We start from the raw sequence: 23,617 nt of genomic DNA on the forward strand, positions 1-23,617 counted from the left end.
CCGGATCGGGGCGCTCAGGCCGCCGTGCGCAACCCTGCGTTGACGCGCTCCACCAGTTCCTCGGCGAACGCGACGAAAGCCTGCGCGCCCTTGGAAGCCGGGTCGAACACCACGCCGGGCACGCCATAGCTGGGGGCCTCGGCCAGGCGCACATTGCGCGGGATGACGGTGTTGAACACCTTGTCGCCGAAGTGGCCCTTGAGCTGCTCGCTGACCTGCTGCTGCAGCGTGATGCGGGGATCGAACATCACCCGCAGCAGGCCGATGAGCTGCAGCTCGCGGTTGAGGTTGGCGTGCACCTGCTTGACGGTGTTGACCAGGTCGGTGAGGCCTTCGAGCGCGAAGTACTCGCACTGCATGGGCACGATCACACCGTGGGCACAGGTCAGGCCGTTCAGGGTCAGCAGGCTGAGGCTGGGGGGACAGTCGATCAGCACGAAGTCGTAGTCGGCCTCGGCCGCCTCAAGGGCGGTCTTCAGGCGACGGTCGCGCCGCTCGAGGTTGACGAGCTCGATCTCGGCGCCCGAGAGCTCGCGGTTGGCGCCCAGCACGTCATAACCGCCCTTGGGGCTGCGCGCCCGGGCTTCGGCCACGGAGGCATGTTCCAGCAGCACGTCGTAGACGCTGTGGGCCAGGGTCCGCTTGTCGACGCCGGAGCCCATGGTGGCGTTGCCTTGAGGGTCCAGGTCGACGATCAGCACACGCTGCCCGATCTGGGCCAGGCCAGCGGCCAGGTTCACGGTCGTGGTGGTTTTACCCACCCCACCCTTTTGGTTGGCGATGCAGAAGATGTGCGGCATCCCGGAATTATCCACGCCCCCTCTGTCGCCCGCGGTCTGTCGGCGGCGAGGCGGTGTCACCCCCGTGTGTGCGGGGGCTGCGGCCAGCATCCGGGCCGTTTTCGTCACGCGGGCTTCACACCGCGCAGCGACCCTTGGGCCGCCCTGCGCCCACTCACCCGACCCGGCGCATGCATCCCATCCTCAAGCGGTATCACCCTATGAAAAAGACTCTTGTTTCGATGGCAGCCGGCGTGGCGCTCAGCGTGCTGGCCCTGCCATCCCAGGCCGGCCTGCTGGACCAGGCGGCACTCAGCTGGACCCACGCGCACAACAGCACGAACGGCTACCTGTCCGAGATCCTGAGCTTTGACGGCCTGCGCAACGAGGTGTGGGTGTCCGGCGTGAGCGGCATTGACATTCTGGATGCCCGCACCGGCTCCTTCCTGCAGCGCATCGACACGCGCGCCTTCGGCTCGGTCAACAGCGTCAGCATCCACAACGGGGTGGCGGCCCTGGCCATCGAAAACAGCAGCAACCGCGAGCTGCCGGGCGTGGTCCAGCTCTACAACACCGCCAGCCGGACGCTGACGGGCAGCTACACGGTGGGCCCGCTGCCGGACATGCTGACCTTCACCAAGGACGGCAGCAAGATCCTGGTGGCCAACGAAGCCACGCCGAACAGCAACCACTATGGCGCACGCACGTCGCCGGCCGGCACCTTCCCCCGCACCTATGGCAGCCATGCGCTGGATCCGGCTGGCAGTGTGAGCATCATCAACGTGGCCACCGGCACGGTGACGACCTCGACCAACCTGAGCACCGCGCTGCGCACGGGCACGGCGCTGCGCACCAACACCGGCATGGACTTCGAGCCGGAGTACATCGCCGTCAATGCCGCGGGCACCAAGGCCTATGTGACGCTGCAGGAAGCCAACGGCATCGGCGTGCTCGACATCGCGACCGGCCAGTTCGACAAGGTGGTCGGGCTGGGCACCAAGGACTTCAGCCTGCCGGGCAACCAGATCGATCCCAAGAACGACGGCAAGATCGAACTGACCTCGGTGAAGGCCAAGGGCCTGTACATGCCGGACGGCGTGGCGACCTACGAGCGCAACGGCCGCACCTACCTGGTCATGGCCAACGAGGGCGATTTCCGCGAAGACGACGCCGACCGCAGCGCGGCCAGCACCGTGGACCCGAGCCTCGACGGCACGCTGCTGTCGAACCTGCGCGTGTCGAACACCGACTCGTTCGCCGGCAACCTGTACGCCGCGGGGGCACGCTCCTTCTCCATCCGCGACGAGGATGGCAACCTGGTCTACGACAGCGGCAACATCCTGGACCGCGAAGCCATCGCCCTGGGCCTCTATGACGACAGCCGCAGCCGCGACAAGGGCGTCGAGCCCGAGGGCATCGAGATCATGGAGATCAACGGGCGGGTCATCGCCTTCGTGGGCCTGGAGCGCACCTTGAAGGCCGCCGTGGCCGCGTTCGACATCACCGACCCGAACCAGGTGAGCTTTCTGCGGATGCTGGTGGCCGAGGGCAGTGTGTCGCCGGAAGGACTGAAGGGCTTCCGCATCGGCAACGACTACTACCTGGGACTGTCGAATGAGGTGACCAACACCACCGCGGTGTTCTACCTGACCTCGGCCGTGCCCGAGGCGGAAAGTTACGCGCTGGCCCTGGCTGGCCTGGCGGTGATTGGCCTGATGCGCCGTCGTGGCGTGAAGGCCGCCTGAGGCGGCGCAGGCCCCGGCGGGCGCGGGGCCTGTGGATCGCGCCGCGGGCTTCAGCCCCGGCGCAACGGCCTCGAGGGCGGCGGCGTGGTCGAGCGTGCCCCCCGAGGGGCCTTCGAGCGGGTCTCGCGGTTTTCACGTGCGGCATCCGCCTGCACAGCCTGACGGGCTTGGCCCGCTGGCTTGCCGGTGGAGTGCCCAGCCACAGGCGGCTTGCTTCCAGTGCGGCCACCAGCGCCCTCCACGGACCGGCCGGCGGCTTTCTTGGCGACCTGCCCCGTAGGGTGCACCTTGCTGGCTGCTGCCTTGCCGGCCGGGCGAACGGGCACCGCGGCTGGTGCGCCGGCACGGCCAGTGCTGGGGGCACTGCGCACACCCTGCCTGGCATACGCCTGATCCGGATGCGTCCTGGCCAGGGTCACCTTGGCAGGAGCCGCCTTACCGGGCGTCGTCTTCGCGGGCGCCGCCTGGGTCGGGGCGTTCTTGCCGCCCGGAGTTGCGGGCCTGCCCGACCGCGCCACCTTCTCTGCCTTGTCGGCCTTCTGCGCCTTGGCAGAAACCAGCCGGTCTGTCCGCTCGCCCTGCCCGCTTCGCGAGGCCTTGGCGTTGTGGGGGACGTTGTGGGGGGCGGTGTCCTGGTCCCGCCTTGTGTCGCCAGCCCGCCTGGGAACGGACTTCGATTCGGCCGCCGGAACCCGGGCCTCGACCGGCGTGCTGGCCAACCGCGACGGCGTCGGGCGAGCCGAGCCACGTGCCTCGGCGTGCTGGGTGCGCTCCATTGCACCACGCGCCGCGGCTGGCCGTTCGGCCGGCCGGTCTGCCACGCGCTCGGTCTTCCGTTCGACTGTCCGCTCGACTGCCTGCTCCATCAAGCGCTCCGCAGGCCGCTCACTCGGGCGCCTGGCGGGCGGCGCCTCGTCCATGAACAAGGGCGCATCGGGGTTCCAGCCCGGCGGCGGCGCCACCTGCACGGCACGGCTCACCGCACCGGGCTCTGCCGCCGCGTGGGGCAGGACGGACAGGGTCGTCGCAGCCAGCGCCACAGCCGGTGCCCACACCCACACCCGCACGCGCATGCCGGCCCCGCCGCGCTTCTTCTGACTCATTGCCCGGCCTCCGGGCGCATCCACACCAGGCACCGCTCGGCGTCCAGGCCCGGCACATGGAGTTGTTCCACGTGAAACACCCGGACGGTTTCCGGCAAAGCGGCCTGCTCGTCCTCGGGGGGCTTGCCTTTCATTGCCATCCACAGGCCGCCCGGCGCGAGCAATTGGTGCGTCAGGGTGACGAAATCCACCAGAGAGGCAAAGGCACGCGAGGTGATCAGGTCGTAGCTCTGCTTGAGCTGTTCGACCCGGGCGTGCTCCGCCTTCAGGTTCGGCAGCCGCAGCTCTGCCGCCACCTGGCGGATGAAGGCGGCCTTCTTGCCCACCGTGTCGACACAGGTGACGTGCACGCCTTCGCAGCAAATGGCCAGGACCACACCGGGCAGACCGCCCCCGCTGCCCACGTCAAGCAGCCGAACCGGGCCCGCGCCGCCGAGCGCTGCGCGCTCCGACAGATGACGCCCAAGGGCCGGCAACACCGTCAAGCAATCCGCCAGGTGGTGGGTCAGCATGTCGGGTGCATCCCGCAAGGCTGTCAGGTTGTAGGTGCTGTTCCAGTGCTGGAGCATCACCATGTAGCGGGACAACAGCGTTTGCTGGGCATCGCTCAGGTGCAGTCCCAGCGCCGTCACGGTTGGCTGCATGGCCTGCGTCCAGGCTTCGGCATTCCACTGTACCGGTGCAGACGAACGCGGGGCCGGTGCCGGACGAGCGGCGGATGCGGCGGGTCGGCGCGACGGGGTGCCGCGAGAGGAAGGAGGCATGAAAACTCCGATGAGGCTCAGCGGGGCGCGGGGCTCCCACGATGCCACCAGATGATAGATTGAGGCGAAGGCGGGGAGCTGGCACCGCCCCCGGCGATCAGGGCTGTTTCACGTGAAACAGCCGGCCGGGAGACGGCTCGTCCCCACGACGGAGCAAATCAGGCGGCCGCGCCGCCCTCCCCGTCCACCGCACCGTCGTTGGCCGCAAAGCCTTTGAACCGACCCTTTTTCAGATGAATCAGGAGCAGCGAGATCGCCGCGGGTGTGACTCCGGAGATGCGCGATGCCTGCCCCAGCGTCTCGGGTCGGTGCTTGTCGAGCTTCTGCCGCACCTCGAAGCTGAGGGCTGCCACCTGCATGTAGTCCAGTTCGGCCGGCAGCTTCATGTGTTCGAAGTGCGCCGCCCGCTGAACCTCTTCGTTCTGCTTGTCGATGTAGCCGGCGTACTTGATGCTGATTTCAACCTGCTCGATGACGGCATCGGCCAGGGCGTCACCCAGCTCCTCGCGCAAGGTCATTCGGGTCACTGGCTGACGCAAACCCTGTTGGCCCTCCGCCCCGGCATGGGCACGCAACTCGGCCTGCCGGTTGGTGGCAATGGTGTCGACCTCCGTCAGCCGGTCGTACGTGACGCCCGGCCGGCGGAGCAGGTCTGCCAGGTTGTATTCGTGCTCCAGTGCCTTGCCCAGCAGGCGCTCCGCCTCGGAGGCGGGGAGTGTGGCTGGACGGACCCAGCTCGTGCGCAGTCGCTCTGTTTCACGTGAAACAGCATCGCGTTTGCGGTTGAAGGCATCCCAACGGGCATCGTCCACCAGCCCCACCTCGCGGCCCAGTTCCGTCAACCGCATGTCGGCGTTGTCCTCACGCAGCTGCAGGCGGAACTCGGCGCGGCTGGTGAACATGCGGTAGGGCTCGGTCACGCCCTTGGTGATCAGGTCGTCCACCAACACGCCCAGATAGGCCTGGTCGCGGCGCAGGGTCAGAGGTGGCTTGCCCTGCGCCTGCAGCGCGGCATTGGCGCCGGCATGCAGCCCTTGCGCAGCAGCCTCCTCATAGCCTGTGGTGCCGTTGATCTGGCCGGCGAAGAACAGGCCCTGGATGGCCTTGGTCTCGAAGGTCGACTTCAGTTCGCGCGGGTCGAAGTAGTCGTACTCGATCGCGTAGCCGGGACGCAGGATGTAGGCGTTCTCCAGGCCTGGCATGGTGCGCAGGGCATGGAGCTGGATGTCGAAGGGCAGCGAGGTGCTGATGCCGTTGGGGTAGAACTCGTTGGTGGTCAGGCCCTCGGGCTCCAGAAAGATCTGGTGCGAATCCTTGTCGGCGAAGCGGTTGATCTTGTCTTCGATCGACGGGCAGTAGCGCGGCCCCACCCCTTCGATGATGCCGGTGAACATCGGGCTGCGGTCGAAGCCGGAGCGGATGATGTCGTGGGTCTGCTGGTTGGTGTGCGTGATCCAGCAGGGCAGCTGGCGGGGGTGCATGGCCGGCGTGCCCAGGAAGCTGAACACCGGCACTTCAGGACCCGCGGGTGCCGACAGCGGCTCACCCGGCGCGCCCCATCCCCCCACGTGCCCGACGCCGTCACCGGGCTGCTCGGTCAGCTTCGAGAAATCGATGCTGCGGCCGTCGATGCGGGGCGGCGTGCCGGTCTTCAAGCGGCCCTGCGGCAGCTTCAGCTCCTTCAGTCGGGCAGACAGCGAGACGGCGGGCGGGTCGCCGGCGCGGCCGGCACTGTAGTTCTGCAGGCCCACGTGGATCTTGCCATCCAGGAAGGTGCCGGCCGTCAGCACCACCGCGCGCGCACGGAAGCGCACCCCGACCTGCGTCACGGCACCGACCACCCGGTCACCTTCCACCATCAGGTCGTCCACCGCCTGCTGGAACAGCCACAGGTTCGGCTGGTTCTCCAGCCGCTTGCGGATGGCCGCCTTGTAGAGAATGCGGTCCGCCTGCGCCCGGGTGGCGCGCACGGCCGGGCCCTTGCTGGAGTTCAGGATTCGGAACTGGATGCCGCCCTCGTCGGTGGCCAGGCCCATGGCGCCGCCCAGGGCGTCCACCTCCTTGACCAGATGACCCTTGCCGATCCCGCCGATCGACGGGTTGCAGCTCATCTGTCCCAGCGTTTCGATGTTGTGGGTCAGCAGCAGCGTGGCGCACCCCATGCGGGCCGCGGCCAGTGCGGCCTCGGTGCCGGCATGGCCACCACCGACCACGATGACGTCAAATTCCTGGGGATAAAGCATGGGGACCTCGACAGCGGGCAGGGTGGCCGAACCACCTGGCTTGCCACATTTTTAAGCAACCTTCCATTGTACTGAAACCCCGCCCCGGCGGGGGGCTCCCGGGGGTCGCCCTGCCCTCACGGGGGTGACGAGCCCGGCCGCGACGGGATCAGTTGCACCGCAGCATCAAGCTAGGGATGGCGATCCTCCGCCCGCCTGCCTACAGTGGGTCATCGGTCGCTGTCATCACGACGATCATTCAAGCAGGGTTGTGGCAGAGATGGCCGGCGGCGACAATGACGGGATGGCCCCGCCCTCCCCCGGCGTCGCCGCCGTGCCAGCATGCCGTCCGGGCTGCGGCGCGTGCTGCATTGCCCCCTCCATCAGCTCCCCGATGCCCGGCCTGCCGCACGGCAAGGCCGCCGGTGTGCCCTGCCCCCACCTGGACGACGCCCTGCGCTGCCGCCTCTTTGGTCAGCCGGCACGGCCGCCGGTGTGCGGCTCGCTGCAGCCTTCGCACGAGATGTGCGGGCCGGACCGCCAGCATGCGGTGCGCTGGCTCACCGAACTGGAAGCGGCGACCCGCTGCGACTGAGATGGTCGCCATCGGGCGGGGTGCGGTGGCCTTCCAGCAGCCAGGCCGGTGGCGCCCCGGTGGGCGATCCGGTCAGCGCCTGCATCTGCTGGCGCAACCCTTCGGTCGTCAGGCCCTGGCCATCGGGCGCCCAGCCCGGTGGCCCGAACAGGTAGCCCAGCACATCGCCCGGCCGGCGAGCCTTGCCTACATCGCGCACGATGGCCGCCCACTCGGCCAGACAGATCCACCAGGCTGCGTAGGAGCGTTGCGGCTTGACCAGGCCGTAGCGGATCGGCACGCCTTCACGCTCGGGCACGTAGGTGCCGAACAGGCGATCGAACAGCATGATGGTGCCGCCGTAGTTGCAGTCCAGGTACTCGACGTTGGCCGCGTGGTGCACCCGGTGCGCCGAGGGCGTGTTCAACACCCCTTCCAGCCAACCCAGGCGGGGCACCAGATCGGTATGGATCCAGAACTGGTAGACGAGGTTGACCCCGTAGGACAGCAGCACCGCATCCGGCGAGAAGCCCAGCAGGCACTGCGGCGCGAAGAACACGAAGCCGCCGCTGACCTTGCCCGTGATCGACTGCCGGAAGGCGGCAGCCAGGTTGTACTCGTTGCCGGTGTGATGCACCTGGTGGGAGGCCCAGTACCAGCGGATGCGGTGCCCGGCGCGGTGCAGCCAGTAATAGAAGAACTCGGTCGTGAAGAACATCGCGACCCAGCCCCACGCCGTGTCCATGGGCACAGTCCAGAGCCGGTGCGCGTACATCCAGGCGCCGAACGGCAACGCGGCACCCAGCACAGCCCCCATCGGGATGGCCTCGACAACGACCCGCCAGCCATTGATGCGCACCGTGGTCCAGAACGCGCGCCAGTCGTAAGCCTCCGGCCCGCGTCGCCGCGCAATCAGCACACCTTCCAGTGCGGTGACCAGCACGGCCGACACGCCCATGGCGGCCATCATGATCTGGACGACGTCCAGTGAAGCCAGAAAGGAATTCATGGCCCCGACCATAAGGACGGGCCATGCCCTTGTCTGCCGGGGAACCCCTTCCGAGGCCCGTTTAACCCCGCGGGTAAGGGGCACCGAAGCGAGGCCCCGGGGAAGAGCGCGCGTCAGACCGCCTCGTCCAGCGCCTCGACGTAGTACCAGCGACCGCCTTCGCGAACGAAATCGCTCTTCTCGACCAGGCGATGGGCCCGCCCGCCCAGCTTGCTGCGCGCCACAAAGCTCACCCAGCCGCGGTCCGGCCCGTTCAGGCCGGCGGCGCGCACGTCCAGCCCCAGCCAGCGCAGCCCGGGCTCGGGCGCCTCGATGACGGACGGGCGGGTGTCGGGGTGCCAGGTTTCGAGCAGGTACGGGCGCAGGTCCTTGACGAAGGCGCTGTACCGCGACCGCATCAGCGATTCGGGATCGGGGGCCTGCAGCGCCAGCGGCCCGGCGTGGTAGCGGCCACAGCAGGCCTGGTACGACGCGGCACGCCCGCAGGGACAGGCCTCACCGGCCGGGGTAGAGGGCGCGGCACTCACGCGGTGTCTCCGGATTCCAATTGGTCGGCCTGCTGCAGGGCCAGGAAGATCTCGCACACGCCGCGCAGGTAGACCACCGTGGGCAGCACCACCGCCAGCGCGAACACCATGCCGCCGCCCACCGTGGCCGCGCGCACATAAGGCAAGGCGTCTGCGGGAAGCATGGGGTCGATGACCCGCACGCTCAGCCCCAGCAGGCCGGCCATCAGCATCTCCGGCTTGATGTCCACCCCCAGGATGAACACCGAGGCCTCGGCCATCACCCGGCCGCCGGCCATGACCATGACGCTGGTCGCCGCCCCGGTCAAGCCCGTGACCAGGCTCAACCCGCCCACCAGCACGGCCGACTGCAACAGCCGCTCGCGGACCAGCCGCCACAGCGTGCGACAGGCCTGCCACGACGACGCCCCCGCCCAGACCACCGGCCCGGTCAGCGGCGCGACGACAGCGACCACCGCCAGCATCGCCAGCCCGAGCAACAGCACGGTGGCCGGCACGACCAGCACGAACAGCCACGGCCCCACGTAAGGCAGCCCGCTGACCCAGTACAGCCCGGCCACGCCCGCCGCGACGGCCGCCACCATGCTCAGGGCCCCGACCAGTGCCGCAAGCATGCGGTGCCCCACCCCCAGGCCGTCTTCCACCGCGTGCCAGCCATCCCGGCACGCCACGCCACGCGCCCGGTCCATGGACATCAGGCCGGCCGCATTGGCACCATAAAAAGCGATGAACAGCGCGGCCGCCCCCTGCCCGATCGCCCAGTTCAGGTCGCCGCGCCCCAGGGAGGCCTGGGCACTGGCCAGCGCCAGCCCCGCGCCCGAGAACGCCGCCAGCAGGATGTAGATCACCTGACCATCGCGCACGGCTTCGATGCTGGAGAGCACGCGCACCAGCGCCTGCCACCAGTCGAATCGGCGTGCGCGGCGAGGCAGCGGGGGGACGGAAGGCGGAGGAGGCAGCACAGAATCAGGGCTCATCGTCGTGGGATGATGCGCGTTCAACGGGGTTCCCTTGGCGGCCGATCATAGGGGCAAGCCCTCATGTCCCCCTGAAGCCATGGCACAACATCCCACCCGGATGGTTGACATACGGGCACAAATAAGGGTTGAAAAAGCTGGTCCTTTGTGCAGGCATCACCCATAATGGTTTTGTCTGTGTCTGGAAGCGACACCGTCTTTGGAATGGGTCCTGATGGGTTGAAGCTCCACATGGTTACTTAGTTACTTGGAAAGGGGCTCTCTCGTGGGCAACAAACTTTACGTGGGCAATCTGGCCTACAGCGTGCGCGATCAGGATCTGCAGGACGCTTTCTCGCAATTCGGCGCCGTCAGCTCGGCCAAGGTCATGATGGACCGTGAAACCGGTCGCTCGAAGGGTTTCGGCTTCGTCGAGATGGGCTCTGACGCTGAAGCGCAAGCCGCCATCAACGGCCTGAACGGTCAGCCCGTGGCCGGTCGTGCCGTGGTCGTGAACGAAGCCCGCCCCCGTGAAGAGCGTCCGGCCGGCTTCCGCAGCCCCTACGGCGGCAATGGCGGTGGCGGCTTCGGCGGCGGTCGTCGTGAAGGCGGCGGCGGTGGCTTCGGCGGCGGCCGTCGCGAAGGCGGCGGTGGTGGCTACGGCGGCGGCCGTGGCAACGGCGGCGGCTACGGCGGTGGCCGTGGCGGCGACGGTGGCTACGGCTACTGATGCGTGAAGGCCGGCGGCCCCTCGCCGGCACCCGACGCAGCAAGAAGGCGGTGCCCCTGGCGCCGCCTTTTTTCATGGGCTGCCGGTGCGCGCACACTTTGCGACATCTCGACACAGTCCGGACAAAGCGGTGCACCGGGGCGCGCGCAGAATGACACCCTGGCCCGGCAGTCCGGGCGCCACCGTGTTGAACCATGAAGAAGTACAGCCTTCCCCGCCTGCTGGCCGCCACGGCCCTGTTCTCCCTTGCTGGCCTGGCCAGTGCGCAGAACGTCGGGGTCAGTGTCAGCGTCAGCCAGCCCGGCTTCTATGGTCGGGTCGACATCGGCGACACGCGTCCCACGCTGATCTACCCTCAGCCCGTGATCATCGCGCCCGGGCCCGTGGGCGTGGTGCAGCGCCCGATCTACATGCGCGTGCCCCCCGGCCATTCGAAGAACTGGCGCCGCTACTGCGGGCAGTACAACGCCTGCGGCCAGCCCGTGTACTTCGTGCGCGATGACGGTGGCCCGGCCCCCCGCAAGCACAAGGGCGACCGCGGTGGTCACGACCATGACCATGGGCACGACCACGGCGGCCACGGTCATGACGACCACCCGGGCAAGGGCCACGGCAAAGGCCGCGGCCACTGACGCTCAGCCCCGCGTCGACCCGTCGGAGGTGTCGGTCTGTGCCGGTCGGCGCCGCTTCTTGCGGTGCTGCTGAGCGCCGACCAACCGGTCGAACACCCCGCGCGGCAGCCACTTCATCACGGCCGCCACTACCCCCATCTGCCATGGGATGACGCGCCAGCGGGCCCCGGCCGAGATGGCCTGCACGGCCTGTCGGGCGAAGACATCGGGCGGCATCAGGAAGGGCATGGGGTAGTCGTTGTCGCGCGTGAGCGGCGTGTCGATGTAGCCCGGCGCCAGCGTGACCACCCGGACCCCGTGCGCGCGCAGCTCGCCGCGCAGGGTCTCGCACAGTTGCACCACCGCGCCCTTGGCGGCGCAGTAGCCGGCGTGGCCGGGCAAGCCCCGCACCGACGCCACACTGGCCACGCCCACGAGCGTGCCGTGACCACGCACCTTCATCGGCGTGATGAAGGGCTGGAAGGTGGCGGCCACCCCGACGACATTGGTTTCCAGCAGGTCGCGCAGCACAGGCAGGTCTTCGGCCAGTGCCAGGTCGACGCCCACGCTGATGCCCGCATTGGCGATGACCACATCGGGCAGGCCGTGCTGCGCCAAGCAGTCGGCGGCGGCGGCCTGCAGGCTGGCTTCGTCGCGCACGTCCGCGGCGTACACTGCCCACCGCTCGGCTGGCCAGGTCTGCGTGCGCGCCCAGGCCGCCATGGCCTCGGCACGCCGGGCCACCAGCACGACGCGCCAGCCCAGCGCGACATAGCGTGCCGCCAGCGCCTGGCCGATGCCGCTGGAGGCGCCGGTGATGAAGGCCAGCGGCGCGCTCAAGGGCGGCCCGCCGGGTCGTAGCGTCCACTGACGCGGCCCCGGAACTCGGTGATGCCGGTCGTCTGGTCGTGGCGCATGGTGTTGCCCCGCACGATGCTGTTGCCTTGCACCAGGGTGGTGGGCTGGTCGGCGCTGACCACGCGGCCGCGCCCGTCGATGGTCAGCCCCTCGCCCATCAGGCGGGCCGGTGCCTGGCTGGGAAGCCCTTGCCGCGCTGCGGTGGAAGGCGCCGGGGTGGCCGTGACACGCACCGCGCCGGTGAGGGTCAGCACCTCGGTGTCCCCCACGGCGACGCCGCGTCGCGCCAGGGCGTGGACGGTCGAGCCTTCGTCGCCGCGCGCCGACAGCACCAGCTCGTCGATCTCGATGCGGTCGCCTTCCGGGAAGTGCCGGATGACCTGCCCGTCGATCACCGCCTTGAGCCGGCCATCGGCGTCGAGCCGCGAAACGCGGGCTCGCTGCAGCGTGTAGTCGGGCACGGTGGGGGCCACCGCCGTGCGGCGGGCGGAGTCGGGCTGCGGGGAGGACTGCACCAGCCACCAGGTGAAGGCAGCCAGCAGACCAGCGCCGAGCACCGGCAAACCGGCCTGTGCGTAGGACAGCCGCTCCCAGCTGCGCGCCTTCATCGGCGGGCCCCTGGCGCGGTGGTGTCCAGGGTCTGCAGGTGGCCGTGCAGCAGAGCGTCGTAGCGGCCGGTGGCCCACAGCAGCAGGTCGCAGGCCTCGCGGGCTGCGCCCTGCCCGCCCTGCAGCGCTGTAATGTGGTCGGCGATGGCCTTGACCTCGAAATGGGCGTTCACCGGCGCCACCGCGAAACCCGCGCGTGCCAGCAGCGGCAGATCAGGCCAGTCGTCGCCCATCACCGCGAGTTCGGACCAGGTCACGCCCAGCTCGGCCAGCAGGGGCGTGGCGACGGCCAGCTTGTCATGGGCACCGAACACGGCGTGCTTCACGCCCAGGTCGGCCAGGCGGCGGCGCACCGACGGCGAATCGCGCCCGGTGATCACGATGGGCGTGATGCCGCCCTGGGCCAGTAGCTTCAGGCCATGGCCGTCGAGCGCGTGAAAGGCCTTGAGCGTTTCGCCGGCCTCGCTGATATAGAGCGTGCCGTCGGTGAGCACACCGTCCACATCGAAGATGGCGGCGCGGATGCCGCGAGCCTTGTCGCGCAGCGGCTCGGGAAAGGTCAGCGTGGCGTGCAGCGGGCGCAAGGTCGTCATGTCAGATCACCTTGGCGCGCATCAGGTCGTTGGTGTTCACTGCGCCCACGAGGGCGTCGCCTGCGTCCACCACCAGGAGGGTGTTGATGCGGTGGGCTTCCATCAGCGAGACGGCTTCCGCGGCCAGCACGTCGTCGCGGATGGTGCGGGGGGCGGGGGTCATCAGCTCGGCGGCGGTCAGCCCGCGCAGGTCGACGCCGGCTTCGATCTTGCGGCGCAGGTCGCCGTCGGTGAACACACCGAGCAGCTTGCCGGTTTCATCGGTGATGGCGGCCGCGCCCAGGCCCTTGGCACTCATCTCCCGCATCAGCTCGCCGAACGTTGCTTCGGGGGCGACGCGGGGCACGGCCTCGCCCGAGCGCATCACGTCGCGCAGGTGGGTCAGCAGGCGGCGCCCCAGTGCACCACCGGGATGCGAGCGGGCAAAGTCTTCCGCTTTGAACCCGCGCGCTTCGAGCAGCACGACCGCCAGGGCATCCCCCAGTGCCATCTGCGCAGTGGTGCTGGCCGTGGGGGCCAGGTTCAGCGGGCAGGCTTCAACGGCCACGGCGCTGTCGAGCACGATGTCGGCATGGCGCGCCAGCGACGAGGTGGGCTTGCCCGTCATGGCCACCAAGGGCACACCGATGCGCTTGATGACGGGCAGCAGCGCGGTGAGCTCTTCGCTTTCACCCGAGTTGGAGATGGCGATCACGACGTCCCCCGGCTGGACCATGCCGAGGTCGCCGTGATGGGCCTCGGCGGGGTGCACGAACATGGCCGGCGTGCCGGTGGAAGCAAGGGTCGCGGTGATCTTGCGGCCCACATGCCCGCTCTTGCCCATGCCCATCACGACCACGCGACCCCGGCACGCCAGCATGGTGTGCACGGCCCGGGTGAAGGCCGCACCCGGCTCGCCCTGCAGGCGGTCTTTCATGTCGAGCAGCGCGCGGGCTTCGATGTCGAGCGCCTGGCTGGCCAGCGCCACCACAGCGGCTTGGGAGGGAAGTACGGACATGGAGAGAGAAAGCGTCGGAAGTCGGGTCCCGGGTGGCGCGGGCGCGCCCCTGGCCGGGTAGGATCGGGAGATTCTAGGGACAACATGGCCAGCACGCTCGACCTCACGCTCCTCTATCTGTTTGCCGCGGTGGTCGGCGTGGTGTTGTGCCGGCTGGTCAAGCTGCCGCCGATGCTGGGTTATCTGGCTGTGGGCGTGGTGATCGGGCCGAATGCGTTGGCCCTGGCCAAGGATTCGGCCGGCGTGAGCTACCTGGCCGAGTTCGGCGTGGTGTTCCTGATGTTCGTGATCGGGTTGGAGTTCAACCTGCCCAAGCTCAAGAGCATGAAGTCGCTGGTCTTCGGGCTGGGGCTGAGCCAGGTGGGCCTGACCATGCTGGCGACGCTCACGGGGCATGTGGCCTTGAGCATGGCGCTGGCATGGCTCGGCGTCGAGGGTGGCCTGCTGGGCTGGGGTCTGAGTTGGCAGAGCGCGCTGGCGCTCGGCGGGGCGCTGGCCATGAGCTCCACCGCGATCGTGGTCAAGCTGATGGCCGAGCGGCTGGAGTTGGAAACCGAGCATGGCCGCCGCGTGATGGGTGTCCTGCTGTTCCAGGATCTGGCCGTGGTGCCGCTGCTGGTGCTGATCCCCTCGCTGGGTGACAGCGCCAGCGAACTGACCCTGACGCTGGGCATGGCCGCCCTCAAGGCTGCGGGACTGCTGGCGGTGCTGCTGGCCGGTGGGCAGAAGGTGATGCACTGGTGGCTCGATCTGGTGGCCCGCCGCAAGAGCGAAGAGCTCTTCATGCTGAACCTGCTGCTGGTCACGCTCGGGCTGGCCTGGTTGACCGAGCACTTCGGCCTGTCGCTGGCGCTCGGCGCCTTCGTGGCCGGCATGCTGATCGCCGAAACCGAATACAAGCACCAGGTGGAGACCGACATCCGGCCCTTCCACGACGTGCTGCTGGGCCTGTTCTTCATCACCATCGGCATGAAGCTGGACTGGCACAGCCTGGTGGACCAGTGGGCGCTGGTGCTGCTGCTGGCGTCGGCCCCGGTGCTGTTCAAGCTGGGCCTGGTGACAGGGCTGGCGCGCCTCTTCGGCGCACCCACGGGCGTGGCCCTGCGCACCGGGCTGTACCTGGCCCAGGCAGGCGAATTCGGCTTCGTGCTGCTCAACCTGGCGTCCGAACAGAAGCTCATCCCGCACCACGTGCAAAGCCCGCTGCTGGCGTCGATGGTGCTGTCGATGCTGGCCACGCCCTTCATCATCCACTACAGCAACTGGATCGTGATGAAGGTGTCGTCGACCGACTGGCTGATGCAGTCGCTGGCGATGACGAAGATCGCCTCGAAGGCCATCAACACCGAGAAGCACGTGGTGATCTGCGGCTACGGCCGCAGCGGGCAGAACCTGGCGCGCCTGCTGGAGCAGGAACGCATTCCCTACATGGCGCTCGACCTCGACCCCGACCGCGTGCGCCAGGCCGCCGCCGCCGGGCAGAACGTGGTCTTCGGCGATGCGACCCGCCTGCAGAGCCTGGTGGCCGCGGGCCTGACGCGCGCAGCGGCCGTGGTCGTCACCTACCCCGACACCCCCACCGCGCGCAAGGTGCTGCACCACGTGCGTGAACACGCGCCCCACGTGCCGGTGGCGGTGCGCACCATCGACGACATGGCGTTGGACGACCTGCAGGCCGCCGGCGCCAGCGTGGTCGTGCCCGAGGCCATCGAGGGCTCGCTGATGCTGGCCTCCCAGACGCTGGCCCTGGTCGGCGTGCCCATCCGCCGGGTGATCCGGCTGGTGCAGGACCAGCGGGTCGCCCGCTATGGCCTGCTGCGCGGCTATTTCCACGGCGCGGACGACGACAGCGTCGATGAACTCGAACTGCAGCGGCTTCAGTCGATCACCATCGAGCACAGTTCGGTCTGCGTCGGACAAACGCTGGATGCCAGCCTGGATCAGCGGGACGTGGGGGTGACGGTGGTCTCGGTTCGGCGCGCCCACGGGGCGGTGCTGTCGCCGGCACCCAGCCTGCGGCTCGAGGCGGGCGATACGCTGGTGCTGTCCGGCCGCCCGCAGGACCTGGCACGCGCCGAAAGCCTGTTGCTCAAAGGCTGAAAAAGTTGGCGCCCTGGGCGATGCCCCTCTAGGCCCCGCGGGCAAGTCACGGCACACTTTGCCGACAAGAAGCCCGGGGCTGGACCCGGTGTCAGGCAGTCAGGAGAGAGCCTGCATGGACGCACCGTCCACCCCCGTCCCCCCCACGCCGCGCACGCGCCAGGGCCGCCCTGCCCGCCTGTCCCTCACGGGAAGACTGTGGCTGTCTGCCGCCATCTGGACCCTCCTGATCGTGGCCGGCACGGCGTGGTTGGCCCAGCGCGCCCTTGACCGGCACCGCGCCGAGCGCCTGGCGGCCGCGCAGCACCGGCTGGAAGGCCTGCAGGATGCGCTCAATGGCGAGTTTCGGCAGCTCGCCGCCCTGCCCCGCGCGCTGGCCCGCCAGACGGCCACCATCACCCTGCTGGACCAGCTCCAGGTGCCCGGCTCCGAGAGGCTGAACGAGGCCGACCGTGAACGGACGCGCCGCCAGCTGTCTGCCGACCTGCGGGTGCGCCAGACCAGCCAGCTGCTCCATGGCACGGCGCTGGATTTCGGGCTGGATCAGATCTTCCTGCTCGACCGCTTCGGCACGGCCATCGCTTACAGCGCCCTCGACACCCCCGTCAACATCGTCGGGGGCAACTACCGCAGCCGGGCCTACTTCGTGGACGCCCTGGACGTGGGCAGCGGCTCGCAGTTCGCCGTCGGCCGGGTCTCGCGTCGCCCCGGCTTCTACTTCGCCGCCCGCGTGGGTCCGGCGGACGCCCCTCAGGGCGTGGTCGTCGTCAAGCAGGACACGCAGGCCTTCGACCGCCTGTTCAGCGACCCCACCCGCAAGCTCATGGTGACCGATGCCCATGGCGTCGTGCTGATGAGCAGCCAGGTGGCCGACCTGATGGGGCACGTGCCGCTGCAGGGCCCGCAGAACCTCGGCACCGAGGCGCTCAAGGACCTGTACATGCGGCCACCGAACGAACTTGAATGGCCCATCGACACCCTGACCGTCCGCGGCACCCCACGCACCGTGGTCGAACGCCCCGACGGCCCGCACCTGGTCATGTCCCTGCCCCTGACCTACGGTGGCCTGGTAGCCTGGGCGCTGGTGCCCCTGGAGGGCGAGGAACCCGTCGTCCTGGCCTGGGCCGGCGGTGCCACGCTGCTGTGGCTTTCCGGCGTGGGCCTCATCGGCCTGATCGGGCAACGCCTGCGGCACTACGTCCAGCTCGGTCGGGCTCACCGCAACCTCGATCAGATGGCGCACGCGCTGCCGCTGACGGTGTTCCGCTACTGCATCCCCGCCGGGGCCCCGCACGGCCACTTCACCTTCATCGGCGACGGTCTGCGCGAGCTGCTGGGTCTGAGCACGCAGGAGCTCCACGAAGACCCGGAACGGGTCTGGCGCATGATGGGCGATGGCGAGCGCGAGCCGCCCCAGTCACCGCGTGAGTTCACCCTGCGGCACAGCGGCCGGCCGTGGTGGATCCTGTGCGACAGCCTGTGCGTGACCGACCCCGACGGCACCCGCACCTTCAGCGGCTACTGGACCGACATCAGCCAGCGCAAGCAGGTCGAGGCCCGCACCCACGCGGTGTTCGCCAACGCCCCGCTGGCCTTCCTGTTCCTGACCTTCGAAAGCGTGATCACCCGCGTGAACCCCGCTGCCTTGAAGATGTTCGGGGTCGACCACGACTCGGCGCTGCTGGGCCTGCGCCCCCAGGACCCGCCGCTGACCGCGCCGAACCGGCTGCAGGAACCGGCCCTGCTGGCCCGGCTGCGCACCGTGCGCGAGCACATCGAAGCCGGACAGGTGTTCCGTTTCGAGTGGATGCACACCCGCCTGGACGGCACCGAGTTCACCGTCGAAGTGGTGGCCATCCCGTTCGAGCACGACGGGCAGCGCCAGACCTGCGCCATCCTGCAGGACATCACCGAACGCAAGCGCGCCGAGGCCGCGCTGCTGGCCGCGCACCAGGCTGCCGAGGCCGCCACGCTGGCCAAGTCCCGCTTCCTGGCCAACATGAGCCACGAGATCCGCACGCCGATGAACGCGATCATGGGCATGACCCACCTCGCGCTGATCGACGAACTGCCGCCCAAGGCGCGCAACTACGTGTCGAAGGCGCATGGCGCAGCGGCCAACCTGCTGCAGATCCTCAACGACGTGCTCGACGTCTCGAAGATCGAATCGGGCAAGCTGGAACTCGAGCGCACGCCCTTCCAGCTCGAAACCGTGGTCAGCCACATGGCAGACGTCCTGGGGGTGCGGGCCGAGGAAAAAGGCCTGGAGCTGCTCTTCACCGCGCCGCCCGACATCCCCACCGCGCTGGTGGGCGACCCGACCCGTCTGGGCCAGGTCCTCATCAACCTGGGCACCAACGCCATCAAGTTCACCGCCGATGGCGAGGTCATCATCGGCTGCGAGGTCCAGCGCCTGGACCCGGCCGAGGTGCTGCTGCACTTCTGGGTGACCGACACCGGCATCGGCATGGCCCCCGAGCAGATCGACCGGCTGTTCCAGCCCTTCACCCAGGCCGACACCTCGACGACCCGCCAGTACGGCGGCACCGGGCTGGGCCTGGCCATCAGCCACCAGCTGGTCGAGATGATGGGCGGCCGCATCTGGGTGCACAGCCAGCCAGGCCAGGGCAGCACCTTCCACTTCACGGCGCGCTTCGGGCTGCAGGCACAACCCCTGGCCCGCCGCGCCCTGCTGGCCAGCGAGCTGCAGGGCAAGCGCATCCTGCTGGTGGACGACAACGCGTCGGCCCGCGAGGTGCTGGGCGACATGGTGCGCCGGCTGGGTCTGGACGTGGACGTGTGCGACAGCGGGGACCAGGCGCTGGAGCGCCTGCGCCAGGCGATGCAGGAGGGCCGACCCCACCATGTGCTGCTGACCGACTGGAAGATGCCCGGCATGGACGGGATCACCTTTGCGCGCCATGCCCTGTCGATGCCGCCGGAGCACCGCCCCTGCGTGCTGCTGGTGACCGCCTTCGGGCGGGAAGAGGCGCTCAAGGCCGCCGAAGGGCTGCCCCTGGCGGGCGTGATCAACAAGCCCGTGACCCCGTCGACCCTGGTCGACACCCTGGGTCGCGTGCTGGGCGAGGACGTCCCGGCCGCCACCAGCCCGCGCAGCACGAACCGTGTGCTGCTGCAGGCGCAGCGCGAGCTGGCGGGCGCCCGGGTGTTGCTGGTGGAGGACCAGCCCCTGAACCAGGAACTGGCGCTCGACCTGCTCGAGCGGGCCGGCATGACAGTCGTGCTGGCCAGCAACGGCGAGGAAGCCCTGCAACGGCTGGCCCAGGACGGCCCGTTCGACGGTGTGCTGATGGATTGCCAGATGCCCGTGATGGACGGCTACACCGCCACCGAGCACATCCGCGCCAACCCCGAATGGGCCCACCTGCCGGTGATCGCCATGACCGCCGGGGCCATGGCCTCCGATCGGCAAAACGTGCTGGATGCGGGCATGAACGACCACATCACCAAGCCGCTGGACCTCAACCAGATGTTCGCCATCATGGCGCGCTGGATCAAGCCCAGCCAGCGCCCGGCCGCCCTGCCCGATCCCGACGCGCTGGAGCCTGCGCTGCCCGCTCTGAGCTCGCTCGACATGGACGACGGGCTGGCCCGGTGCATGGGCAACTCGGATCTCTACCGCCGCCTGCTGCGTGGCTTCGCACGCACCCAGGCCGACTTTTCAGCGCAGTTCGATGCCGCCGCCGACCTGCAGGCCGCCACCCACCTGGTGCACGGGCTCAAGGGGCTGGCGGGCAACATCGGCGCCCGGCAGCTGCACGACCAGTGCGTTGCCCTGGAGGGGGCGCTGCAACACGGTGAACCGGGCAGCCCCGCGGTCCGCGCGGCCGCCGCGCCGGTCTATCAGGCCCTGCAGGCCGTGCTGGACGACATCGACCGGCTGGGCCAGCCCTCGCCGCCGCGTCGGGCTCAACGCGATGCGGCCTTGCGGGACCCGGGCAACGCCGCGCTGTGGCAACGCCTGCGGACCCTCGTGACCGACAACGACGCCCAGGCGCGCGAGGTCCTGGCCGACCTGATCGAGCAACGGCCCGAGCTGGCCGACCACCCCGATGTGATCGCCGTGCGCCGGGCACTGGATCAGTACGACTTCGAAGCGGCCGCCGAGGCCCTGACCCAGATCCCCGCGTGAGGCGCGGCCCCGGGTCCGTGCGGACTCAGGCTGCGTCGCCCACCGCGCCGCGCTCGTCTGCGTACAGGCTCATGATGCGCAGCACCTCGAACTGCTGCGCGAAGAAGCAGTCCAGCAGCGTGGGATCGAAGTGCTTGCCGCGCTCATCGGCCATGATGGCCAGCGACTGCTGGGCACTGAGGGCTGGCTTGTAGGGCCGGCGGGTCATGAGCGCGTCGAACACATCGGCGATCGCGACGATGCGCCCGAAGATCGGGATCTGCTCGCCCTGCAGCCCTTGCGGATAGCCGGTGCCATCCCAGCGCTCGTGGTGCGTCAGCGCGATGGTGCGGGCCGCGGCCAGCAACTCGTTGTCGTGCTTGCCGATGATGTCGGCGCCGATCTGAGGATGGCGGCGCATGATCTGGCGCTCTTCGTCGGTCAGCGGACCGGGCTTGAGCAGGATTTGGTCCGGCACGCCGATCTTGCCGACGTCGTGCATGGCCGCGGCCTGGAACACCAGCTGCACCGCCTCCGGGCCCATGCCCGCCTGCTGGGCCACGAGGCGCGAGATGTGGCTCATGCGGACCACGTGGTTGCCAGTCTCGTTGTCCTTGAACTCGGCAGCCCGCCCCAGGCGGCGGATGATCTGCTGCCGGGTGGCGACCAGCTCGTTGGTGCGCTGCGCCACCATGCGCTCGAGTTCGCGGGACTGGTCGTACAGCGCCAGGTGGGTGCGCACCCGTGCCTGCACCAGCGGCGGACTGATCGGCTTGGTGATGTAGTCGACCGCGCCCAGGCTCAGGCCCAAGGCCTCGTCCTCGATGGTGCTCATCGCGGTCACGAAGATCACGGGGATGCGGCGGCGGTCGGGGTTGGCCTTCATGCGGCGGCACACCTCGTGCCCGCTGAGGTCCGGCATCATGATGTCGAGGAGCACCAGGTCAGGCGGCTCATCCGAGTAGACGATCTTCAGGGCCTTGTCACCCGAGGTCGCCACCTTGATGCGGTAGTCCTGCCCCAGCACACGGGACAACAGCTCGATGTTCTGCGGTGAGTCGTCGGCCACCAGGATGGTGGGGCGCCGCAGGGCAGGAAGAGGGGACATCCTTGTTCACTCCACTGAAACCGTCTTGTCGTTCTTTTTCTTCTGTTTTCTTCAGGCCGCCGGGATCTGCCGGCTGAGGTTGGCCCGCTGCCGCAGCACCATCACGGCGCCCGCGGCGCGCAGCACCTCGACCGCCACCAGCGGCACCCGGGCCACCAGTTCCTCGAAACGCGGCAGGCGCAAGGCGAACACCACACACGGCGTCATGGCCTCGACGTTGGCCGAACGCGGCACATCGGCAAACAGCGCCGGCTCGCCACACACGGCACCCGGCCGCAGGATGGCGATGCGCGTCGTGCCCGGGGCCGCCCCCGTGACGAACACCTGGAGCGATCCCTGCCCCAGAAAATACACCGCTCGCTCCCGGTCTCCCTGCTTGATGAGCAAGTCACCCGAACGCAACTCGTGTCGCGTGAGGTATTGCGCGAACGTGCGCCACTGCTGCGGGTCCAGACGCGGCCGGAATGCATCGTCCGTGTTCAGCGTCTGAATGGCCTGAATCAGTTCATTGCCGTCCATCTTGTCCTCTAAGCGCCAGCCGGCCGGTCGCATGTCGACCGACCTCCTCCGAAGGGCCGTTCACTTCGATGCAAAAGCTTGAAACGCACGCTCTTTGCTAGATGGACCGAAGCTACTGAGCCTTCCTGTGTGCCAAAGCGTGTACCTAAGACAGCGCTCTATCTACTGTCCAGATCGCGCACTCGTTGGTGAGACTGTAGCGCGGGTGTCGACAAGACGAGACAAGGGGGTTGCCCTACCCCTCCCACCGCTAGCTGAGCGCAGATCCGGATCTGACCAGCGGCTGCCGACTGGGAGGGTTCGAAGTATGGACGGCATTGGCATCGCCGGAACACCGTGTACAACATTCCTTGAGGAAGCATCGGAGCGCATAGCGCAGCCTCCGCAATCAGCGGTTGACATGTCTGAACGCGTTGATGCTCCCTCCACGCTGAAACGAATGCGCGCTTCGTCACGAGAGCGAACTGCTCAGACATGCACAAGCCTCCCTCAAAGGCAAGAGCTCAACTCAGCGGCCAACACACCCAAGGTCATCAGCAACGTGTTGACGCACTGAGCAGTCGAGTTACCCACCGCCGCCAAGCAAATCAACTCGCCCCCCCTTCATGGAAGCCTCCTTGATGAGGTATTCAATGGTCTTAGGCCTGGACATCTTGTAAGTTGTGGCCAACTCATTCAGCAGCCTGTTGGCTTCATCAGAAAGGATGAAGTTGTACTGCTTCTTACCTTCTAGGTTTTGCCTGTAAAGGCGTTGGCTCCACGCTTGCTTGACTGTTCTAACAATTTCGCGCTTCTCGGCGATATGCATATTTAGAGAGTCAAACAGACGCAATATGTCCTGATGCGCCATGAACAAATCACGCCCATAGAGAAGCTGAGGCCGCTTCTGATTTAACCAACTCCAGAAAAATTCTCGCTTGGCAGCAGCGTCCACCCCCTTGAACCAATCAAAGATTCGATAGGTTTGCGCATGATTATTCCATTCCGTTCTCGCATCTCTGATCACACAACTCATGACGCTCAGATCGGCATTTGCACAGTCAATAAGCGCAGTAATGTGCCTCTGCCCGCCCAGCGAGTGATGAATGACTGAAATTGGATTTGGCAATCTATACAGCAAAAATGACTTCAGGAAATTAACCTGCAACTCATCATCCTCAATCCAAGCGAGATCGGATTTTGGCAAAAACCCCTTTTTATGGCGATTAAGGGCTAGTTGGCAAAGATCGGCGCGGGCGTGAACATAGCCTCCCATCCCCTTCTTGTCGTCTGGCCCCTGCACGACTCCGGCAAAGTAGGCGTCCTGATCTCGAAGGAAATGCCAAAGCCAAATCTGGACCCGCTCGCCTGGAAAATTGGCTCTCAAGAAGTCCTCACCCGGGTCCTTCACCACCCCGATCAAAGCCATACCCGAGCTCCTTTCTAGAAGTTTATAGATCGATTCTATATCCATCTTATCTCAATTTAAGCACCATTCTTGAGTTCTTCTAGCTCATCTCTATCACATCACTTTTCACGCCTCTCCTAGCTGAACCATTGTTGCTTGTAGGTGAGATAGTCCGCCCTGAACAATTGCCTCACGCGGCAGTCGGCGCAACCTGACCGCGGTATTGACAGGCCGAGCGCCCCAGCCCAGCCAAGCCAAGACGACGGCCTGTAGATGGGCAACAAAAAGCCTCAGC

20 protein-coding genes are annotated in these 23,617 nt (G+C 68.0%); 6 read left to right on the forward strand and 14 right to left on the reverse strand.

Annotated features, from left to right (window positions below; all coding sequences use genetic code 11):
* Window positions 1–14 precede the first annotated feature (14 nt).
* A complete protein-coding gene (locus QZ709_RS21120; protein WP_294639520.1) occupies window positions 15–800 on the reverse strand; it encodes a ParA family protein in 786 nt (261 codons plus the stop codon).
* A gap of 200 nt (window positions 801–1,000) precedes the next feature.
* Between QZ709_RS21120 and QZ709_RS21125 the strand changes: the two genes are divergently transcribed.
* Window positions 1,001–2,524 carry a choice-of-anchor I family protein gene (locus QZ709_RS21125; RefSeq protein ID WP_294639521.1) on the forward strand — a complete coding sequence of 508 codons (1,524 nt, stop codon included), beginning with the start codon at window positions 1,001–1,003 and terminating at the stop codon, window positions 2,522–2,524.
* 50 nt (window positions 2,525–2,574) lie between these two features.
* On the opposite strand, the gene QZ709_RS21130 is transcribed toward QZ709_RS21125, so the two are convergent.
* The 3 genes from QZ709_RS21130 to QZ709_RS21140 form a co-directional block, all read right to left on the reverse strand.
* A complete protein-coding gene (locus tag QZ709_RS21130) occupies window positions 2,575–3,627 on the reverse strand; it encodes a hypothetical protein (protein WP_294639522.1) in 1,053 nt (350 codons plus the stop codon).
* The gene (gene rsmG / locus QZ709_RS21135; RefSeq protein ID WP_294639540.1) at window positions 3,624–4,271 is read right to left on the reverse strand and encodes a 16S rRNA (guanine(527)-N(7))-methyltransferase RsmG; all 648 of its coding nucleotides are present in this window, start codon (window positions 4,269–4,271) and stop codon (window positions 3,624–3,626) included. The genes QZ709_RS21130 and rsmG overlap by 4 nt, the downstream gene beginning before the upstream one ends.
* Before the next feature lie 278 nt (window positions 4,272–4,549).
* Complete coding sequence (locus QZ709_RS21140; protein ID WP_294639523.1) at window positions 4,550–6,634, reverse strand: tRNA uridine-5-carboxymethylaminomethyl(34) synthesis enzyme MnmG; 2,085 nt, start codon at window positions 6,632–6,634, stop codon at window positions 4,550–4,552.
* 283 nt (window positions 6,635–6,917) lie between these two features.
* Between QZ709_RS21140 and QZ709_RS21145 the strand changes: the two genes are divergently transcribed.
* Complete coding sequence (locus tag QZ709_RS21145) at window positions 6,918–7,208, forward strand: YkgJ family cysteine cluster protein (RefSeq protein WP_294639524.1); 291 nt, start codon at window positions 6,918–6,920, stop codon at window positions 7,206–7,208.
* On the opposite strand, the gene QZ709_RS21150 is transcribed toward QZ709_RS21145, so the two are convergent.
* From QZ709_RS21150 to QZ709_RS21160, 3 genes are all read right to left on the reverse strand, one after another.
* Window positions 7,174–8,196 carry a sterol desaturase family protein gene (locus QZ709_RS21150; protein WP_294639525.1) on the reverse strand — a complete coding sequence of 341 codons (1,023 nt, stop codon included), beginning with the start codon at window positions 8,194–8,196 and terminating at the stop codon, window positions 7,174–7,176. The two genes, QZ709_RS21145 and QZ709_RS21150, sit on opposite strands and share 35 nt — an antisense overlap.
* A 113-nt stretch (window positions 8,197–8,309) precedes the next feature.
* Window positions 8,310–8,723 carry a YchJ family metal-binding protein gene (locus tag QZ709_RS21155; protein ID WP_294639526.1) on the reverse strand — a complete coding sequence of 138 codons (414 nt, stop codon included), beginning with the start codon at window positions 8,721–8,723 and terminating at the stop codon, window positions 8,310–8,312.
* A complete protein-coding gene (locus QZ709_RS21160) occupies window positions 8,720–9,700 on the reverse strand; it encodes a hypothetical protein (protein ID WP_294639527.1) in 981 nt (326 codons plus the stop codon). Before QZ709_RS21160 ends, QZ709_RS21155 begins: the two co-directional genes overlap by 4 nt.
* A gap of 265 nt (window positions 9,701–9,965) precedes the next feature.
* Here QZ709_RS21160 and QZ709_RS21165 point away from each other — a divergent pair, with 265 nt between their 5' ends.
* Both QZ709_RS21165 and QZ709_RS21170 read left to right on the forward strand, forming a co-directional pair.
* Window positions 9,966–10,409, forward strand: a complete 444-nt coding sequence (locus QZ709_RS21165) for an RNA-binding protein (RefSeq protein ID WP_294639528.1) — start codon at window positions 9,966–9,968, stop codon at window positions 10,407–10,409.
* A 194-nt stretch (window positions 10,410–10,603) separates the two neighbouring features.
* Window positions 10,604–11,041 (forward strand): hypothetical protein, encoded by a 438-nt coding sequence (locus QZ709_RS21170; protein ID WP_294639529.1) that lies wholly within the window; start codon window positions 10,604–10,606, stop codon window positions 11,039–11,041.
* Window positions 11,042–11,044: 3 nt separating this feature from the next.
* Here QZ709_RS21170 and QZ709_RS21175 read toward each other — a convergent pair whose 3' ends face one another.
* From QZ709_RS21175 to QZ709_RS21190, 4 genes are read right to left on the reverse strand one after another with little or no spacing between them, the layout of a single operon-like run.
* A complete protein-coding gene (locus QZ709_RS21175) occupies window positions 11,045–11,860 on the reverse strand; it encodes an SDR family oxidoreductase (RefSeq protein WP_294639530.1) in 816 nt (271 codons plus the stop codon).
* Window positions 11,857–12,486 (reverse strand): LPS export ABC transporter periplasmic protein LptC, encoded by a 630-nt coding sequence (lptC, locus tag QZ709_RS21180; RefSeq protein WP_294639531.1) that lies wholly within the window; start codon window positions 12,484–12,486, stop codon window positions 11,857–11,859. The genes QZ709_RS21175 and lptC overlap by 4 nt, the downstream gene beginning before the upstream one ends.
* Window positions 12,483–13,079 carry an HAD hydrolase family protein gene (locus tag QZ709_RS21185; RefSeq protein WP_294639532.1) on the reverse strand — a complete coding sequence of 199 codons (597 nt, stop codon included), beginning with the start codon at window positions 13,077–13,079 and terminating at the stop codon, window positions 12,483–12,485. Before QZ709_RS21185 ends, lptC begins: the two co-directional genes overlap by 4 nt.
* A 1-nt stretch (window position 13,080) precedes the next feature.
* Complete coding sequence (locus QZ709_RS21190; protein ID WP_294639533.1) at window positions 13,081–14,076, reverse strand: KpsF/GutQ family sugar-phosphate isomerase; 996 nt, start codon at window positions 14,074–14,076, stop codon at window positions 13,081–13,083.
* 84 nt (window positions 14,077–14,160) lie between these two features.
* On the opposite strand from QZ709_RS21190, the gene QZ709_RS21195 reads away from it, so the two are divergent.
* On the forward strand, window positions 14,161–16,176 hold the full coding sequence (locus tag QZ709_RS21195; RefSeq protein WP_294639534.1) for a monovalent cation:proton antiporter family protein: 2,016 nt from the start codon (window positions 14,161–14,163) through the stop codon (window positions 16,174–16,176).
* A 115-nt stretch (window positions 16,177–16,291) separates the two neighbouring features.
* Window positions 16,292–20,329, forward strand: coding sequence for a response regulator (locus QZ709_RS21200; protein WP_294639535.1), 4,038 nt, complete (start codon window positions 16,292–16,294; stop codon window positions 20,327–20,329).
* Window positions 20,330–20,354: 25 nt separating this feature from the next.
* Here the strand turns inward: QZ709_RS21200 and QZ709_RS21205 are convergent, their stop codons facing one another.
* From QZ709_RS21205 to QZ709_RS21215, 3 genes are all read right to left on the reverse strand, one after another.
* Entirely contained in the window at window positions 20,355–21,416 is a 1,062-nt protein-coding gene (locus QZ709_RS21205) for a two-component system response regulator (RefSeq protein WP_294639536.1), read from the reverse strand.
* Between the two features lie 51 nt (window positions 21,417–21,467).
* Window positions 21,468–21,935, reverse strand: a complete 468-nt coding sequence (locus tag QZ709_RS21210; protein ID WP_294639537.1) for a cyclic nucleotide-binding domain-containing protein — start codon at window positions 21,933–21,935, stop codon at window positions 21,468–21,470.
* A 565-nt stretch (window positions 21,936–22,500) separates the two neighbouring features.
* On the reverse strand, window positions 22,501–23,343 hold the full coding sequence (locus QZ709_RS21215) for a hypothetical protein (protein WP_294639538.1): 843 nt from the start codon (window positions 23,341–23,343) through the stop codon (window positions 22,501–22,503).
* Window positions 23,344–23,617: the final 274 nt, after the last annotated feature.

It is taken from the genome of uncultured Aquabacterium sp., from assembly GCF_913773725.1.
GTDB lineage: Bacteria > Pseudomonadota > Gammaproteobacteria > Burkholderiales > Burkholderiaceae_C > Aquabacterium.